The organism is Microbispora sp. CA-102843 (assembly GCF_050936215.1).
GTDB lineage: Bacteria > Actinomycetota > Actinomycetes > Streptosporangiales > Streptosporangiaceae > Microbispora.
Genome location: NZ_JBNJNF010000001.1, coordinates 2,513,180 through 2,528,628 on the forward strand (window position 1 = coordinate 2,513,180; position 15,449 = coordinate 2,528,628).

Here is a 15,449-nt window from a genome sequence, read left to right on the forward strand (position 1 = left end):
TCGCAGCCGATTTCACAGGGACACGGCCACCTTGGCGTCTCCGGGCTCGTCCAGCGTGAACGTGACCGTCCGGCCGCCGGCCGTGATCTCGTACTCGCCGAGGAAGCCGTCGAAACGGACGCGGCCGTCCGCGTCGGTGACCATCGTCGTCGGGGGCAGCCACCACTCGCCCTTGACGAGCGAGCGCAGCGCGTCGTACGACGGCTTGGGGGTGCCGTCGGCGCGGACGAAGCCGCCCGGCGCGCCGAGCCATCCGCCGTCCGACAGGCCCCAGTACGTCATGGCCTCCACGGCCGGGTGGGACAGCAGGGTCTTGTAGTGGCGCACGACCTCGTCGGCCTGGCGGGCCTCGCCCTCGGGCGTGGTCGGCCACTCGGGGATCTGGTAGTCGTTCAGGTCGACGATCTCCTCCGGCATGATGTGGCCGGAGACGATCGTCGTCTCGGTGAAGTGGATGGGCAGGCCGTACCGCGCGAAGCGGTCGATCGTGGCGAGCGTCTTCTCCTCGCCCCAGTAGCCCTGGTGCATGTGGCTCTGCAGGCCGAGCACGTCGATCTTGATACCCGCCTCCAGCACGCCCTCGATCAGGCACTCGTACGCCGCGGACATGTCGAAGTCGTTGAGCAGCAGCGTGGCGCGGGGATTGGCCTCGCGGGCCGCGTCGAAGACCATCCGGACCATCGGGATCCGGCCCATCTCCCGGCAGATCCGGGTGATGCCGTTGCCGTACTTGTCGAAGATCGGCATGATCACGACCTCGTTGACGACGTCCCACATGTCGATGACGCCGGCGAAGTCGGTCGTGTCGCGCCGGATCCGCTCCACCTGGGCCTTGGCGATCTCGGCGTTCGACAGGTCCGTGAGCCAGCCGGCGGTCTCGGTGTGCCAGGCGAGCGGGTGCCCCTTGACCACGCAGCCCCGGTCGGCGAACCACCGGGCCGTGGTGAGCATCCGCTCGGTGTCCGGACGGCCCCGGACCGGCTCGAACTGCCCCCAATAGAAGGGCAGCGTGGCGAAGTTGAACAGGTCGAACCACAGGTCGGCGACCTGCCGCGACCCGGCCGCCGGGGCCTCGCCCACGTCCGTCGCGGTCTCGCCGTTGGCCAGCGGGATGAAGTCGAACCCGATGCAGCCGAACAGGAACTTGTGCCGGCGCTGCGCGACGACCACCTCCTGATCGGCGAGGGGCGTGCCGTTCGCGGTCACGGTGAGCGTGGCGCCGGCGGTGCGGTGCTTCCTGATCAGCGGGTCGGGGTCCGGGACGGGACGCGGCATGGGACGGCCTCCAGGGGGATGTCAGGGTGGAGGAGGCCTCTCCGGGAGCCTCGTCGCTCCGACCGGAGAGGTCTGTGATTCCGAGCACGTTAACGCTCTTGACGCTCGAAAGCGCACAGACCTCCTGATCGGTGCGATCAGCGGCCGAAGTAGCGCGTTCAGCGGGTGACGTGGGTGAAGCGGGCGGCGGGCTCGCCGCGCAGCCGTCCCTCGGGCAGCCGGCGGCCGCACAGGACCAGCACCAGGTCCTGCGCCGCGCCGGACAACGGGGTGCCCGTCCCGAGCGACCAGTCGACGTCGTCGGCGCGCAGTTCGACGCCGTCCAGGTCGACGCCGAAATACTTGCGGCTCCGTGGGGACAGCGCGTTGTCGAGCAGGACGCGCACCCGGTCGCCGGGAACCCGCCGGTCGATCCCGAGCGCCACGGTGATGTCCATGCCGTGGATCACGTCGTGAGACAGCGCGCCCGCGTAGCCGCCGCCCGGAGGCCGCCAGGGGTGCTCGGCGTTGTCCCGCAGGCACGCGGTCAGCTCTCGCGGGCCGAGCGCCGCCGCGTCCCGGCGGGCGAGCCGGTCGGCCAGCCGGTCGAAGTTCCCCCGGGCCCTGACGAGGCCGGCCAGCACGCTCGCCCCGGAGTGCCGGTAGGGCGTCGTCATGTGGGCCACCACCTCCCGCACCCGCCACCCCGCGCACAGCGAGGGCGCGTCCCACGACTGCGGCGGCAACTCACTCAGCAGGCGTGCCAGTTCACGGCGTTCCGCCGCGATCTGCTGCCGAATATCGGCGTCCATTCGTCGTCGCCCTTCCGGTCGTGTCCGTCGGTACGCCCTCCCGACGAACGGGCACGGCTCGCATAGGACACCCAAGGCTGATTGCGTGGCACGCATGTTGTGCGCGTCACGCAACATCGTCTAGAGTCGCGCTGTGGACCCTGTAAATCCTGTGAACCCTGTGAACGACGGCGCGATGGACCTGCGGGCCCGCAACAAGCAGGCCACCCGGGAGGCGATCAGCCAGGCCGCGCTGCGCCTGGCCATCGAGCAGGGTCCCCACGGGCTGGCCCTCGTCCGCGTGCAGGACATCGCCACGGCCGCGGGAGTCTCGCCCCGCACCTACAACAACTACTTCTCCAGCAGGGAGGAGGCGATCTGCTCCTTCCAGGCGGACCAGTCCAGACGTGCCGGGCAGGCGCTGCGCTCCCGGCCCGCCGGGGAGCCGCTGGACCAGGCCGTCACCGCGGCCGTGATCGAGCTCTACACCGACCCCGAGCCCGACAAGGCCGGCCTGCGCATGATCATGATGACGCCCGAACTGGAGGGTGAGGCGCTCAAGGCGTTCCGCATGGCGGAGGGGCCGCTCGCCGAGGCGATCGCGGCGCGCACCGGCACCGACCCCGCACGCGACGTCTACCCGGCCGTCATGGCCGCCGCGGTCACCGGCGCCGTCCGCGTGGCGGGACGGCACTGGCTCGAACCCGGCAACACCGAGTCCTTCGCCGCCGTCCTGCGCCGTGCCCTGTCCTGTGTCTTGTCGGCCGCGCTGCCCGAGGGCCCGCGGAATCCCTGAATCGTTCGGAAAGGAACAGCCGGAATGAACGGCAAGGGCATCAACTACGACACCGGCTTCGCGGACGCGGCCGCCCGCGCCGCCGGGCGGAGCACCCGGGAGCCTTTCGACCTCGACGTGGTCGAACGGGAGATGCGTGTCATCCGTGAGGATCTGCACTGCACGGCCGTACGGATCACGGGCGGCGACCCCGGACGGCTCAAGGCCGCCGCCACCCGCGCCGCCGCGGCCGGGCTGGAGGTGTGGCTGTGCCCGTTCACCTGCGACATCACCGCCGCCGAGTTGCTCGCCATGATCGCCGACTGCGCCGAGCACGGCGAGCGGCTGCGGCGCGAGGGCGCGGAGGTCGTGCTGGTCACCGGTTCGGAGCTGAGCCTGTTCACCGACGGGTTCCTGCCCGGCGCGACGTTCCGGGACCGGATCCCCCTGCTGACCCGGCCGGAGAGCCTGCGGGAGGTGCTCCCCCTGGTGCCCGGCCGCGTCAACACCTTCCTCCGCGAGGCGGTCGCGGTCGCCCGCGAGCGGTTCGGCGGCCGGATCGGCTACTGCTCGATCCCGTTCGAACAGGTGGACTGGACGCCCTTCGACATCATCGCCACCGACGCCGGCTACCGGTCGGCCGCCACGGCGGCCCACTACCGGGACAACATCCGCGCCTTCGTCGCGCAGGGGAGGGCACAGGGCAAGCCGGTGGCGGTCACCGAGTTCGGGTGCGTCACCCACCGCGGCGCCGCCGACCTGGGTGAGCGCGGCGACTCGATCGTCGAGTGGGGTGATGACGGCGGGCCGGTCGGCCTGACCGGCGACCATGTCCGCGACGAGCACGAGCAGGCGGCCTACCTGCGCGAGGTGCTGGGGATCCTCGATGCCGAGGGGGTGGACACGGCCTTCTGGTACACCTTCGCCCGCTACGACCTGCCGCATCGGGACGATCCCCGCGAGGACCTCGACATGGCCAGTTGCGGCGTGGTGAAGGTCCTGGAGGGGCGCTCGGGCACGGCCTACCCCGGCATGCCCTGGGAGCCGAAGGCCGCCTTCACCGCCCTGGCGGACTGCTACCGGGGCTGACACCGGGCGCGGTCAAGCCGGGCGCCGTCAAGCCGGGCGCCGTCAAGCCGGGCGCTGACGGGAGCGTCGGCTTCAGCCGAGGGCGGCGAGGCGGCGGGCGAGGTAGCGGCGCTCCGCGTCGGTGGCGGCCAGGCCGGCCGCCTCCCGGTAGGCGTCGGCGGCCTCGGCCGTACGGCCCAGGCGGCGCAGCAGGTCGGCGCGGGCGGCGGGCAGCAGGTGATAACCGGCCAGGGCGCCCGTCTCCCGCAGGGCGTCGACCAGCGCCAGGCCCGCGGCCGGGCCGTCCGCCATGCCGACCGCCACCGCGCGGTTCAGCTCCACGACGGGCGACGGGACCAGCCGCACGAGCCGCGCGTACAGCACGGCGATCTGTACCCAGTCGGTGTCCTGCGGGCGGGCGGCGGTGGCGTGGCAGGCGGCGATGGCGGCCTGCACCTGATAGGGGCCGGGCCGCCCCCGCCGCAGCGTGCCGTCCAGCAGGGCGACACCCTCGGAGATCTGGCCGGCGTCCCACCGGCCGCGATCCTGGTCCTCCAGCACGACCAGGTCGCCGGCCTCGTCGAGGCGGGCGGCGCGGCGCGCGTGGTGCAGCAACATCAGCGCGAGCAGGCCCGCCGCCTCCGGCTCGTCCGGCATCAGCCGCACCAGCACCCGGGCCAGCCGGAGCGCCTCGGACGCGAGGTCGTGCCGTACGAGGTCGGCGCCGGCCGTCGCCGAGTAGCCCTCGTTGAACAGCAGGTACAGCACCGCGAGCACCGCCGGGAGGCGCTCGGGCAGCAGGTGAGCGGGTGGCACGCGGTAGGGGATGCCCGCGTGCCTGATCTTCTGCTTGGCGCGGGTCAGCCGCTTGGCCATCGTCTGCTCGCCGACCAGGAACGCGTGCGCGATCTCGGTCGTGGTGAGCCCGGCGAGGGTGCGCAGGGTCAGCGCCACCCTGGCCTCCAGCGCGAGCGCCGGATGGCAGCAGGTGAAGATCAGCCGCAACCGGTCGTCCGGCACGCCCGGCTCGTCGCCGGCGTCGCCGTCAAGGGTCCTGAGCACGCCCGCAACCTCCCGTAGTTTGGCGGCGCCGGTGGCCTCGCGGCGCAGCCGGTCCACGGCCCGGTTGCGCGCGGCGGTGGTCAGCCATGCCCCGGGCCGGCGCGGCACGCCGTCGCGCCGCCAGGTCCGCAGGGCCAGGGCGAAGGCGTCCTGCGCGCACTCCTCGGCCAGGTCCCAGTCGCCGGTCCAGCGGATGAGGGTGGCCACGACCTGCCCCCACTCCTCCCGGAAGGCCAGGTCGACGGCGGTTTCGACCGAGGGCGTCATAGTTCTATAAGCGGCCGGATCTCGATCGTCCCGTACGCCGCGGCGGGATGGGCGGCGGCGATCTCGATGGCCTCGTCCAGGTCGGCGCACTCGATCAGGCAGAACCCGCCGAGTTGCTCCTTGGTCTCGGCGAACGGCCCGTCCGACAGCAGCACCTCGCCCTCGCGCACCCGCAGCGTGGTGGCGTCGCTCGGCGGGCGCAGCCCGGCGCCTCCCCGGAGCACGCCGCGTTCCGCCATCTCCTCCGACCATCCGCCGCACCCGTCGTCGGCGTGCTCCGCCGCCGACTCGTCGCCGCAGATCAGCAGCACGTACTTCATCCGTCCTCCTCGGGCCGGTATCCCATCATGTCGGTCCGACGAACGGGACGGGCCGGAAAGGACACCCCGAGGCATTCGCACGATGCCGCGGGCGTCCCCCACCATGCATGATCTGTCCCTGCCGATCGTTGATGGGGGAACGGCGGCAGCTTTCGGCGACGCCGGTTTTCTCGACGTGGTGTCCGTCTGGCTGGACGGGCGATGCCTTCGGCATCGACCGGACCCGACCGTTCCACCTGCTGCGCTGGCTCGCCTTCGCCCTGTTCGTCGTCGGCTTCCTCCTCGACCTGCTCGCCTCGTGACGGCGTACGAGCACCGGGCGGCGGGGAACACCACGCGACCTGCAGCTTCCTGCGGGCGCTGGTGACGTCCCGGGCCGGGCCACTAGGATGATCACCTCTTCGGGTCCGGAGGTGAAAACAGGTGGTCTCCCGCTCGGCCGCGGCGGTCCTTCCCCTCGTCTGCTGCCTGCTGGCGGTCCCCGCGCCTGCGCGGGCCGAGTCCGGCACAGCCGTCACGGTGTCCACCTGCTCGCCGTACGGGCCGCTGACCCTGGGCGAGGCCGGCGTCTGCGGCGGCGACGTGCTCGACGCCCTGTTCACCGGGCTCGTCGAGTACGACCCCCGCACTTCGCGGGCGACGTACGCGATGGCACGGTCGATCAGCACCCAGGACAACCGCCGGTTCACGGTCAGGCTGCGGGCGGGCTGGAAATTCCACGACGGCACCGAGGTGAAGGCGCACAACTTCGTGGACGCCTGGAACCAGACCGCCGCCGCGGGCAGGTCCGGCAACGCGTTCCTTTTCGAGGACATCAAGGGGTACGGCTCCCGCGTCATGTCCGGGATCAGGGTCGTGGACGACCACACGTTCACGATCGAGCTGAAGCGGCCGTTCGGGCCGTTCACGCAGAAGCTGGGCCACGTCGCCTTCTCGCCGCTGCCCGACTCCGCGCTGAAGCGCCCCATGTCGTTAGAGCGCAAGCCCGTCGGCAACGGGCCGTTCCGGGTGGTCCGGTGGGCGCCCGGCACCGAGACGGTGCTGGAGCGGTACGACGGCTACGCGGGCCGGGCGAAGGCGCGGGTGGGCAAGATCACCTACCGGGCCTACTCGAGCGACGAGGCCGCCTACGCAGAGATCCTCGGCGGCCGTCTCGACTTCATCTTCCAGGTGCCGGCCGTGGCGGCGCTGCGTGTCGCCGAGGACCTCGACGGGCGGGTGATCAATCCCGTGATCGGCACCGTCCAGGAGATCGGCGTTCCGCTCCGGCTGGGCACGAACGCGGACCTCCGCAAGGCGGTCTCGATGGCCATCGACCGCAAGACGATCATCCGGAAGGTCTTCCGCGGCGGTCGGGCCCCGGCCGATTCGTTCGTCCCGCCGACCGCCGAGGGCGCGAAGCCCGGCGCCTGCGGCACGTTCTGCCGCTACGACCCGGCTCTCGCGCGCAAGTACCTCGCCCGGGCGAAGGCGAAGGGCTTCCGCACGCCGGCGAGCATCCCGCTCTACTACAACGCCGACGGCGTCGGGTACGGGGAGTGGGTGAAGGCGGTCTCCGCGAGTGTCGACAAGGTCTTCAAGGGCGAGGTGAAGATCGTCCCCAAGACGGTGAAGACGTTCGACGAGTTCCAGCGGGCGACCTCGAAGGGCACCCTCAAGGGGATGTTCCGGATGGGCTGGCAGCTCGACTTCCCCCACACCCAGAACGTGCTCGGCCCGCAGTTCGCCTCCGGCGGCGTGTACAACTACGGGCTGTACCGCAATCCGCGGTTCGACGCGCTGCTGCGCGCGGCCGACCGGAAGGTGTCGCGGAGCAAGGCGATCGGGCTCTACCGCAGGGCCGAGGCGATGCTGGTCCGGGACATGCCGGCGATCCCGCTGTGGTTCTACCGGTACGAGGCCGGCTATTCGCGCAGGATCGCGGCGCCCAGGCTGACGCCGTTCGGCTGGCTCGACCCGGTCTCGGTGCGGCCCGCCTGACACCTTCACCGTTCACCGAGCAGGCGCGGTGATCTAGCCTGGCGGGCATGGACGAGATCTGGCGGCTCATCGAGTGCTGCCACGCACCGGTGTACTTCGCGCCGGAGGCGAAGGAGGTCTACGCCGCTGCGGGGCTCAAGGGCTTCTGGATGGGGTACTTCGCGTCCAGGTCCGCCGCGCTCGGCCCGGTCTCCCCGCAGGTCGTGACCGCCGCGTTCTACAACTTCGCCCCGTCGATGGTCGCCCGTGCGATCCCCGACGCCTGGCGGTTCTGCCCGCCGGAGGAGGTGCTGGCGGCGCGCCTGGAGGTGGCCGGCCGGTGCCTGCGCCGCCTGCTCGGCGACCTCGCCGATCACCCGGACGTGCGGGAGGCCGCCGACCTCGCCGGTCGCGCGGTGGAGGCCTGCCCCGCCGCCGGGCGGGTGCTGTTCGCGGCGCACGCCGCCCTGCCGCCGCCCGGCGAGCCGCTCGCGGCGCTGTGGCACGCGCTCACCGCGCTGCGCGAGTTCCGCGGCGACGGGCACGTTGCGGCCCTGGTCACCGCGGGGGTGGACGGCTGCGAGGCCAACGTCGTCGCCTCGGCGCTCGGGCTCGTGCCGCCCGAGCAGCGGGCCTACCGGGGGTGGACCGAGGAGGAGTGGCGGGCCGCGGCCGACCGGCTGCGTGAGCGCGGCGTCCTCGACCGCGAGGGAGCCGTGACCGAGAAGGGCCGGCAGGAGCGCGACGCCGTCGAGGCCGCCACCGAACGGCTCGCGGGGGCGCCGACGGACGCCCTGGGCGAGGCAGGCGCGGCCCGGCTCGCGCACCTCCTGCGCCCGCTCGCCACCCGGATCATCGACGGGGGAGGGGTGCCCTTCCCCAACGCCATGGCGATGCCCCGCCCCTGAACGGCCGCCACCCGACGGCCGCCTGGTCCGTACGGGTCAGCCGGGGCGGTGCCCGACGAGGCCGGCCGGAGGATGGTCGTGCCGGTGGCCGTCGAGGACGGCGTGGTGGTCCACGCCGTCGCGGGGCAGCGGATCGGCGTGCACGATGGCGGCCGTCAGCCGGGGAATGGCATGGATCAGGTTGTGCTCGGCCTCGGCCGCGACCCGGTGGGCCTCCACCACCGTGGCGGCCGGGTCGACGATGACCTCGCACTCGGCCCTCAGCCGGTGACCGATCCAGCGCAGCCGCACCTCGCCCAGGTCGAGCACGCCGGAGGTGCCCCGCAGGGTCGCCTCGGCGCGGTCCACGAGAGTGGGGTCGACGGCGTCCATCAGTCGCCGGTACACCTCCCGAGCCGCCTGCCGCAGCACCATCAGGATCGCGACCGTGATGAGCAGGCCGACGGCGGGGTCGGCCCAGGTCCAGCCCAGGGCCGCCCCTCCGGCGCCGGCCAGCACGGCCAGCGAGGTGAAACCGTCGGCGCGGGCGTGCAGCCCGTCGGCGACGAGGGCCGCCGAGCCGATCTCACGCCCGACGCGGATGCGGTGGCGGGCGACCAGCTCGTTCCCGGCGAAGCCCACCAGCGCCGCCGCCGCGACGGCCCCCAGGTGGGAGACCTCTCGCGGCTCCAGGAGCCGCCCGATCGCGGCGTACGCCGCGGCGATCGAGGAGGCGGCGATCGTCACGACGATGACCACGCCGGCCAGGTCCTCGGCCCGTCCGTACCCGTAGGTGTAGCGGCGGGTGGCCGGACGGCGGCCGAGCAGGAACGCGATCCCGAGCGGCACGGCGGTCAGGGCGTCGGCCGCGTTGTGCAGGGTGTCGCCCAGCAGCGCCACCGACCCCGACAGGGCCACCACCACCGCCTGGACCAGCGTGGTCGCGCCGAGACCGGCCAGCGACACCCACAGCGCGCGCATCCCCCGGGCCGACGACTCCATCGCCGGGTCGATCTTGTCGGCGGGCTCGTGCGAGTGCGGGCGCAGCAGATGCGCCACCCGCGCGCGGAGTGTCGCCGCACCACGCTCATGCCCGTGCCCGTGCCCGTGTCCATGGCCGTGTCCATGCCCGGGGCCGGCCTGTCGCTGGCTCATGGCACCCACGATGCCTCGGAAAACCCGCCGCAGCATCTCGACAAGAGCAGGCGCGGGGCAGTTGCGAACGCCCCGCACCTGCCCCGCCTCCGGAACCCCGAGAAGGCGCCCGGCGTCAGACCGGCGCGTCGCCGGTGCGGTCGGCCTCGCCCTCACGGATCTCGCGCAGGAGGGCCTCGCTGCGGCTCACGAGATGGGGCAGGCCGAGCCGCCGGTGGGCGTCCCGCGCGGCCTCCGCGTGTGCCAGGGCGGCCGGAACGTCGCCAACCCGGTGCAGGAGCCGGGCGACCACGTCGTGGAGTGTTCCCCACGACAGGCAGCCCGTGCCCATGGTTATGAGCTCGCCGGCGATCGGCCGCAGCTCGCCGAGCAGCTCGTGCGGGTCGGGCCGGCCGAGTTCGGCGGCGACCAGCGCCCACTGCCAGGCGACGAACTGCCACGTCCAGTCGCGTTGCCGCACGGCGCCCCAGCGGTCGATCAGGCGATGGGCCAGCTCGTGGTCGCCCGCCCCCAGCACGGCGAGGACGGCCGTGGGCCGCGCGATCAGCTTGGACTCGTCGGCCGCGGCCTCGACCAGCTCCGCCGGCAGCGGGCTGGGCCGTCCCTGGCACCAGTCGGCGAAGAACGCGTAGATCAGTTTGAGGACGTCCGGTCCCCACAGACTGGTGCGGCGGAAGCTGCCGGTGCCGACGACCGCCTGCCGGTCCATCTCCGCCCAGTCGCCCGCCAGCATCGCCCGTCCGGCCGCGGCGTACGCGACCTGCGTCTCGATCTCCGGCATCCGCACTTCGGCGGTGAGCCGCAGGCAGCGGGCCAGCTCCGCGTCGTATTCGGCGAGCAGGCCCGCCTTCATGAACTTGGGCATGCGGTGCAGGCGGGCGACGATCTCGGTGGCCCGGGGCAGGCCGGGGAGGCCCAGCATCTCCTCGGCCGCCCGGTAGCGCTCCTCCTCGTGCTCGGGCGTCCAGGCCGCGATGACGAAGTTGTTCAGCGTGCGGGCCAGCAGCAGGGGGTCGCCGGTGCGCCGGGCCAGCTCCACCGCCTCCAGGGCGTGGCGGCGCCCCTCCTCGCGCCGGTCGCCGTAGTACAGCTCGACGCCGAGCGTGCCGAGCAGCTCCGCGCGGGTGCGCACGGCGTCCGGGTCGAGCCGGGAGAGCTGGTCCTCCAGCACGGTCACCATGCGCTGGTCCACCACGCCGTACGAGCGCCAGTTCCACAGCGCGACGCCGCCGAAGACGGTGGCCGCCTCGATGACGGCGTCGTCGTCGCCGATGCCCGTCGCGAGCGTCACGGCCTCGTCCAGCGCGCCGTGCGCCCCCTCCACGTCGCCGGTCACCCGCCGGGCCTTGCCGAGGCCGATCAGCAGGGCGCAGCGGGTGGCCGCGGGCCCGGCGGCGCAGGCGTCGAGGGCCTGCTCCCAGTAGAGGACGGCCTCGTCGTAGGCGAGCCGGGCCGTCGCCTGCCCGGCCGCCTCCACGGCGTACGAGACGGCCTTGTCCGCGTAGCCGACCCGGGCGGCCAGCCCGAAGTGGTGGGCCAGCGCGGGCAGCCGCGACCCGGCCTCACCCCACCGCAGGGTCTCGATGGCCTCGCCCACCCGGCCGTGGAGCTGGGCCCGCTGCCTTCGGCTGAGCCCGGAGTACAGCGCCTCCTGCACCAGCGCGTGCGAGAAGCGGTAGTCCCAGCCGCCGTCCACCTCGATCAGCAGCCCGATGGCGACGGCCGGTTCGAGCAGCATCATCACCCGGGCGCCGCCGACTCCGGTCGCGGTCTCCAGGACGTCGGCGTCCACGTCCCTGCCGATCACGGCGGCCGCCCGCAGCAGCGTCTGGGAGTCCTCCGGCAGCCGCGACACCCGCTGGTTGATGACGTCGCGCACGCCGTCGGGCACCGCCAGGGCGAGCACGTCCGCCACACCCACCCGGCCGTCGGGATGGGTGCTGGTCAGCAGGCGCAGCAGCTCGCCCAGGAAGAACGGGTTGCCGCCGGTCCTGTCGTGCAGCGCGGAGGCGAGCTCCGGCCCGGGGCCGGCCCATCCCGCCTCGCGCAGGTAGTCGGCGATCTGCTCCGGAGCGAGCGGAGTGACGGCCAGCCGTTCTGTGCCGCGCTGGCGGGTCAGCTCGCCGAGCGCCTCGGTCAGCGCCTGCCTGTCCACCGCCGGCTCGGGCCGCACGGTGGCGAGCACCAGCAGCGGGACGCGGTGCAGGTCGGCGCCGAGGAAGGTGAGCAGCTTCAGCGAGGCGGCGTCGGCCCAGTGCAGGTCCTCCACCACGACCAGGACCGGGGCGGCGGAGGCCCGCCGGGTCAGCGCCCGTGCCACGCTGTCGTGCAGCAGGAACCGGGCGGTGTCGGGGTCGGCCGTGTCCGTACGGTCGCCGTCCGAGAGGCGGTGGGCGAGCTGGGCGAGGTCGCCGCCCGCCTCCCCGGTCTGCGCGGCCTCGCCGGTTCCCAGCGCGCTGTCCGTTGCCAGAGCTCGATCCGCACCCAGGGCGTTGAGCGCCTGGATCCAGGGCCAGAACGCGGGAGCGCCGCTGCCCTCGACGCACCTGCTCCAGGCCACCGCGGCCCCGCGTTCGGCGGCCATGCTCGCGGCGGCCTCGGCGAGGCGGGTCTTGCCGATGCCGGACTCCCCGCTCACCAGGAACACCCCGCCTACGCCCCGGCGCAGGTCGTCGAGCCGCTCGGCGATCCGGCGCAGGTGCGGCTCACGCCCCACCAGTCCCGGCGCGGCCGCGTCCCCGGCGATCTCCTCACCGGCGTTCCCGTCCCCGGTGTTTTCGTCCGCTGGGCCGCCCCACACGCCTTGGCCCGTGCCCTCCCACGCGCCTTCACCCGGGGCCGGCTCCAGCGGTACGGCGACCACGGGGGCCCACACCCTCGCCATGGAGTCGTCCTGGACGAGGATGGCCTGTTCCAGCCGCCGCAGTTCTGGACTCGGGTCGAGGCCCAGTTCGTCGCCGAGCAGCGTGCGGCAACGCTGGTAGGCGGCCAGCGCCTCGGCCTGCCTGCGCTCCTGATAGAGGGCCCGCATGAGCAGCGCCCACAGGCCCTCGCGGTAGGGGTCCTGTTCGAGCAGGCGCTCGACCTCGACCGTCACCTCGGCCGCCCGTCCCAGCGCGAGCAACGCCTCGGCGCGTACGGTCAGCGCGGACAGGCGGGTCTCGCTCAGGCGGGTGACGGTGGACCGGGCGAACGGCTCGTCGGCCAGGTCGGCCAGCGGCTCGCCCCGCCACAGCGCCAGCGCCGGGCCCAGGATCCGTTCGGCCTCCTCCGGGCGGCCCGCGGTCAGGGCGGCGTGCGCGGCCTCGGCCGCCCGGCCGAACCGCTCGGCGTCGACCTGGTCCGGCTCGATGTCCAGCAGATAGCCCGGCTCCCGCGTACGCAGGACCCGGGCGGGGGAGCGCGGGCTGCGCCGGGGTTCGAGCGTCCTGCGCAGGTGCGAGATGTACGCCTGGAGCGTTCCCGTGGCGCTGGAGGGCGGTTCGTCCCGCCACAGCCGGTCGATGAGCTGGTCGAGCGGCACGACGTGGGGCGCGTTCAGCAACAGCAGCGCCAGCACGGCCCGCTGCTTGCGGGGCCCGAGGTCGAGGATCGTCCCCGTGTCGTCGGCGACCTCCAGCGTGCCGAGGAGGCGGAAGTCCAGAGCGGGGCCCTGACGGCCGTCCAGGCCCGGGCGCGGCGCCGGTAATCGCGCGCCGTCGATGCTCGTGCGCATCACAACTCCCGAAAGAGCCAGACGGCCCACGGTCGGATTTCTGGCTCATCATACCCGTATGTCCGCTCGTTCTCACGAGAGAAACCGCGGTTCGTCTCGTCCCTGAAACCGGCGCTCTCCAGCAGGGCGCGCAGCCCGTCGTCCCCGGGCCCGGGGAGGAACCACACGGCCCGTACGCCGTCCGCGCGCAACTCCATCAGCAGGTCGTCGAGCAGGCGGCGGCCCAGCCCCCGGCCGCGGTGCGGCACGGCCACGGCGAGCGCGTGCAGCAGGGCCCACCGCGGGACGTGCCGGGGCGCCCCGGTCTCCAGCAGCGCGGCGGCGAGCGGGGCGGCGGCGGCCGGCCGGGCGAGGTCGGTCAGCACGTAGAGACGGCACCGGGCGGCCGGCGTCTCGCGCAGGGCGTGTTGCAGCGCCGGGCCGATGATCCCGGCTCCCGGTGCGCCCGTGTGCGCCGGCACCTCGCGCAGCAGCAGCGTGCCGGGCGGCGCGGCGTCCCGCGTGGGGCAGGGCCGCGGGTCCTGCGCGGGGCCGCCGGGTTGCTCGTGAAACCGGGCGTCCGGTTGGGTGACGTGCGCCGCCGGGTCGCACGGGGGATCGGCCGGTCCCGGCTCCCCGGCGTACCGCGGCTGGCGCTTCTTCGACGGCGACGACATCGCCCCAGCGTGCGCGGGCCGTCTTGGACACTCCTAGTACGTCTCTAGGAGCCCTTTTAAACGCCCAGCCAAACCCCGGTCCTGGAGGCGCAAGAGAACACCAAGACCAGGCTGCGACAACTGTCCCCGTCACAGACAACGACATCCGAAGGACGGACATGCACAGCACCATCGAAGACGCGCTGCGGGGACAGGTCGCCGGCCGGGTTCTGGTTCCGGGACAGGACGGGTTCGAGGAGGAGGCCGCCGGGTTCAACCTCACCGTGCGCCACCGGCCCGCCGTGATCGTCGCGGCGCGGGACGCCGGCGACGTGGCCGCGGCCGTACGGCTCGCCGCCGCGCACGGGCTGCCCGTGGCCGTGCAGTCGACCGGCCACGGCGCCGTGCAGGCGGCCGACGGCGCGGTCCTGATCAGCACCCGCGCGATGCGGGAGGTCGTGGTGGACCCCTCCGCCCGCACCGCCACGATCGCGGCCGGCTGCACGTGGGGCGAGGTCGTCGCCGCCGCGGCGCCGTACGGCCTGGCCCCGCTGTGCGGGTCGGCGACCGGCGTCGGCGTGGTCGGCTTCACGCTCGGCGGCGGCATCGGCCCGATCGCGCGGACCTTCGGGTTCGCGGCCGACCACGTGCGGGAGCTCACCGTCGTCACCGGGGACGGCGTGGTCCGCACCGCCGACGCGGCCCGCGAGCCCGACCTGTTCTGGGCGCTGCGCGGCGGCAAGGCCGGGTTCGGCGTCGTCACCTCGATCACCGTGGACCTGCTGCCGCTCACCGGCCTGTACGGCGGCGGCCTGTTCTACGCCGCCGAGGACGCCGGGCGGGTCCTGCACGCCTACCGGACCTGGACCGGCACGCTGCCGGAGACCACCACCACCTCGGTCGCGCTGCTGCGCCTGCCCCCGCTGCCCGAGCTGCCGCCGCAGCTCAGCGGCAGGTTCGTCGTCCACCTGCGGGTCGCCCACGTGGGGGACGGGCAGGAGGCCGAGGCGCTGCTGGCCCCCATGCGGGCCGTCGCCGAGCCGGTGCTCGACGCCGTCGGGCCCCTGCCGTACGCGGCGATCGACTCCATCCACCAGGACCCGACCCACCCCATGCCGGTCGCGGAACGGGGCGCGCTGCTTCGTGAGCTGACGGCGGAGACCGTGGAGGCGCTGCTCGCGGTCGCCGGCCCGGCCGCGCAGGTTCCGCTGGCCGTGGTCGAGCTGCGCCAGCTCGGCGGCGCGCTCGCCCGTCAGCCCAAGGAGCCGAACGCCGTGGGCGGGCGCGACGGCGCCTTCACGCTGCTGGCCATCGGCGCGCCGGTGCCCGAGCTGATGGACACGGCCGTCCCCGCCGCCGTACGGGCCGTGATCGAGGCCGCCGCGCCCTGGTCGACCGGCGGCGCGCTGATCAACTTCCAGGGCGGCGCCCTGGCTCCCGAGCAGATCTCCCGGGCCTGGCCGGAGGAGACGCTGCGACGGCTGGTGAAGCTGCGCGAGGTCTACGACCCGTCGAACCTGTTCCGCTTCGGCCACGTGGTCCCTCGCCAGGGCTGAGCATG

13 protein-coding genes are annotated in these 15,449 nt (G+C 73.7%); 6 read left to right on the top strand and 7 right to left on the bottom strand.

The window, feature by feature from the left end; genetic code table 11:
• Positions 1-12: 12 nt before the first annotated feature.
• Together ACQEVJ_RS11885 and ACQEVJ_RS11890 are read right to left on the bottom strand one after the other, a co-directional pair.
• Positions 13-1,275, bottom strand: coding sequence for an endo-1,4-beta-xylanase (locus ACQEVJ_RS11885; RefSeq protein WP_433100131.1), 1,263 nt, complete (start codon positions 1,273-1,275; stop codon positions 13-15).
• Between the two features lie 158 nt (positions 1,276-1,433).
• Positions 1,434-2,066: a maleylpyruvate isomerase family mycothiol-dependent enzyme gene (locus ACQEVJ_RS11890; protein ID WP_433100133.1), complete on the bottom strand. Its 633-nt coding sequence runs from the start codon at positions 2,064-2,066 to the stop codon at positions 1,434-1,436.
• A 151-nt stretch (positions 2,067-2,217) separates the two neighbouring features.
• Between ACQEVJ_RS11890 and ACQEVJ_RS11895 the strand changes: the two genes are divergently transcribed.
• Positions 2,218-2,841, top strand: coding sequence for a TetR/AcrR family transcriptional regulator (locus ACQEVJ_RS11895; RefSeq protein ID WP_433100135.1), 624 nt, complete (start codon positions 2,218-2,220; stop codon positions 2,839-2,841).
• Between the two features lie 24 nt (positions 2,842-2,865).
• Entirely contained in the window at positions 2,866-3,909 is a 1,044-nt protein-coding gene (locus ACQEVJ_RS11900) for a hypothetical protein (protein WP_433100137.1), read from the top strand.
• A gap of 72 nt (positions 3,910-3,981) precedes the next feature.
• On the opposite strand, the gene ACQEVJ_RS11905 is transcribed toward ACQEVJ_RS11900, so the two are convergent.
• On the bottom strand, positions 3,982-5,217 hold the full coding sequence (locus ACQEVJ_RS11905) for an RNA polymerase sigma factor (RefSeq protein WP_433100139.1): 1,236 nt from the start codon (positions 5,215-5,217) through the stop codon (positions 3,982-3,984).
• Positions 5,214-5,537, bottom strand: coding sequence for a YciI family protein (locus tag ACQEVJ_RS11910; protein ID WP_357049553.1), 324 nt, complete (start codon positions 5,535-5,537; stop codon positions 5,214-5,216). The genes ACQEVJ_RS11905 and ACQEVJ_RS11910 overlap by 4 nt, the downstream gene beginning before the upstream one ends.
• A gap of 131 nt (positions 5,538-5,668) precedes the next feature.
• Here ACQEVJ_RS11910 and ACQEVJ_RS11915 point away from each other — a divergent pair, with 131 nt between their 5' ends.
• The 3 genes from ACQEVJ_RS11915 to ACQEVJ_RS11925 all read left to right on the top strand — a co-directional run bounded on the left by ACQEVJ_RS11915 (position 5,669) and on the right by ACQEVJ_RS11925 (position 8,404).
• The gene (locus ACQEVJ_RS11915; RefSeq protein WP_433100141.1) at positions 5,669-5,839 is read left to right on the top strand and encodes a hypothetical protein; all 171 of its coding nucleotides are present in this window, start codon (positions 5,669-5,671) and stop codon (positions 5,837-5,839) included.
• Between the two features lie 121 nt (positions 5,840-5,960).
• Positions 5,961-7,517, top strand: a complete 1,557-nt coding sequence (locus tag ACQEVJ_RS11920; RefSeq protein WP_433100143.1) for an ABC transporter substrate-binding protein — start codon at positions 5,961-5,963, stop codon at positions 7,515-7,517.
• Between the two features lie 47 nt (positions 7,518-7,564).
• On the top strand, positions 7,565-8,404 hold the full coding sequence (locus tag ACQEVJ_RS11925; protein ID WP_433100145.1) for an SCO6745 family protein: 840 nt from the start codon (positions 7,565-7,567) through the stop codon (positions 8,402-8,404).
• A 36-nt stretch (positions 8,405-8,440) separates the two neighbouring features.
• On the opposite strand, the gene ACQEVJ_RS11930 is transcribed toward ACQEVJ_RS11925, so the two are convergent.
• The 3 genes from ACQEVJ_RS11930 to ACQEVJ_RS11940 all read right to left on the bottom strand — a co-directional run bounded on the left by ACQEVJ_RS11930 (position 8,441) and on the right by ACQEVJ_RS11940 (position 13,909).
• Positions 8,441-9,538 (bottom strand): cation diffusion facilitator family transporter, encoded by a 1,098-nt coding sequence (locus ACQEVJ_RS11930; RefSeq protein WP_433100147.1) that lies wholly within the window; start codon positions 9,536-9,538, stop codon positions 8,441-8,443.
• A 115-nt stretch (positions 9,539-9,653) separates the two neighbouring features.
• On the bottom strand, positions 9,654-13,253 hold the full coding sequence (locus ACQEVJ_RS11935; RefSeq protein ID WP_433100149.1) for an ATP-binding protein: 3,600 nt from the start codon (positions 13,251-13,253) through the stop codon (positions 9,654-9,656).
• Complete coding sequence (locus ACQEVJ_RS11940; protein WP_433100151.1) at positions 13,253-13,909, bottom strand: GNAT family N-acetyltransferase; 657 nt, start codon at positions 13,907-13,909, stop codon at positions 13,253-13,255. Before ACQEVJ_RS11940 ends, ACQEVJ_RS11935 begins: the two co-directional genes overlap by 1 nt.
• 158 nt (positions 13,910-14,067) lie before the next feature.
• Here ACQEVJ_RS11940 and ACQEVJ_RS11945 point away from each other — a divergent pair, with 158 nt between their 5' ends.
• On the top strand, positions 14,068-15,444 hold the full coding sequence (locus tag ACQEVJ_RS11945; protein ID WP_433100153.1) for an FAD-binding oxidoreductase: 1,377 nt from the start codon (positions 14,068-14,070) through the stop codon (positions 15,442-15,444).
• Positions 15,445-15,449 lie beyond the last annotated feature (5 nt).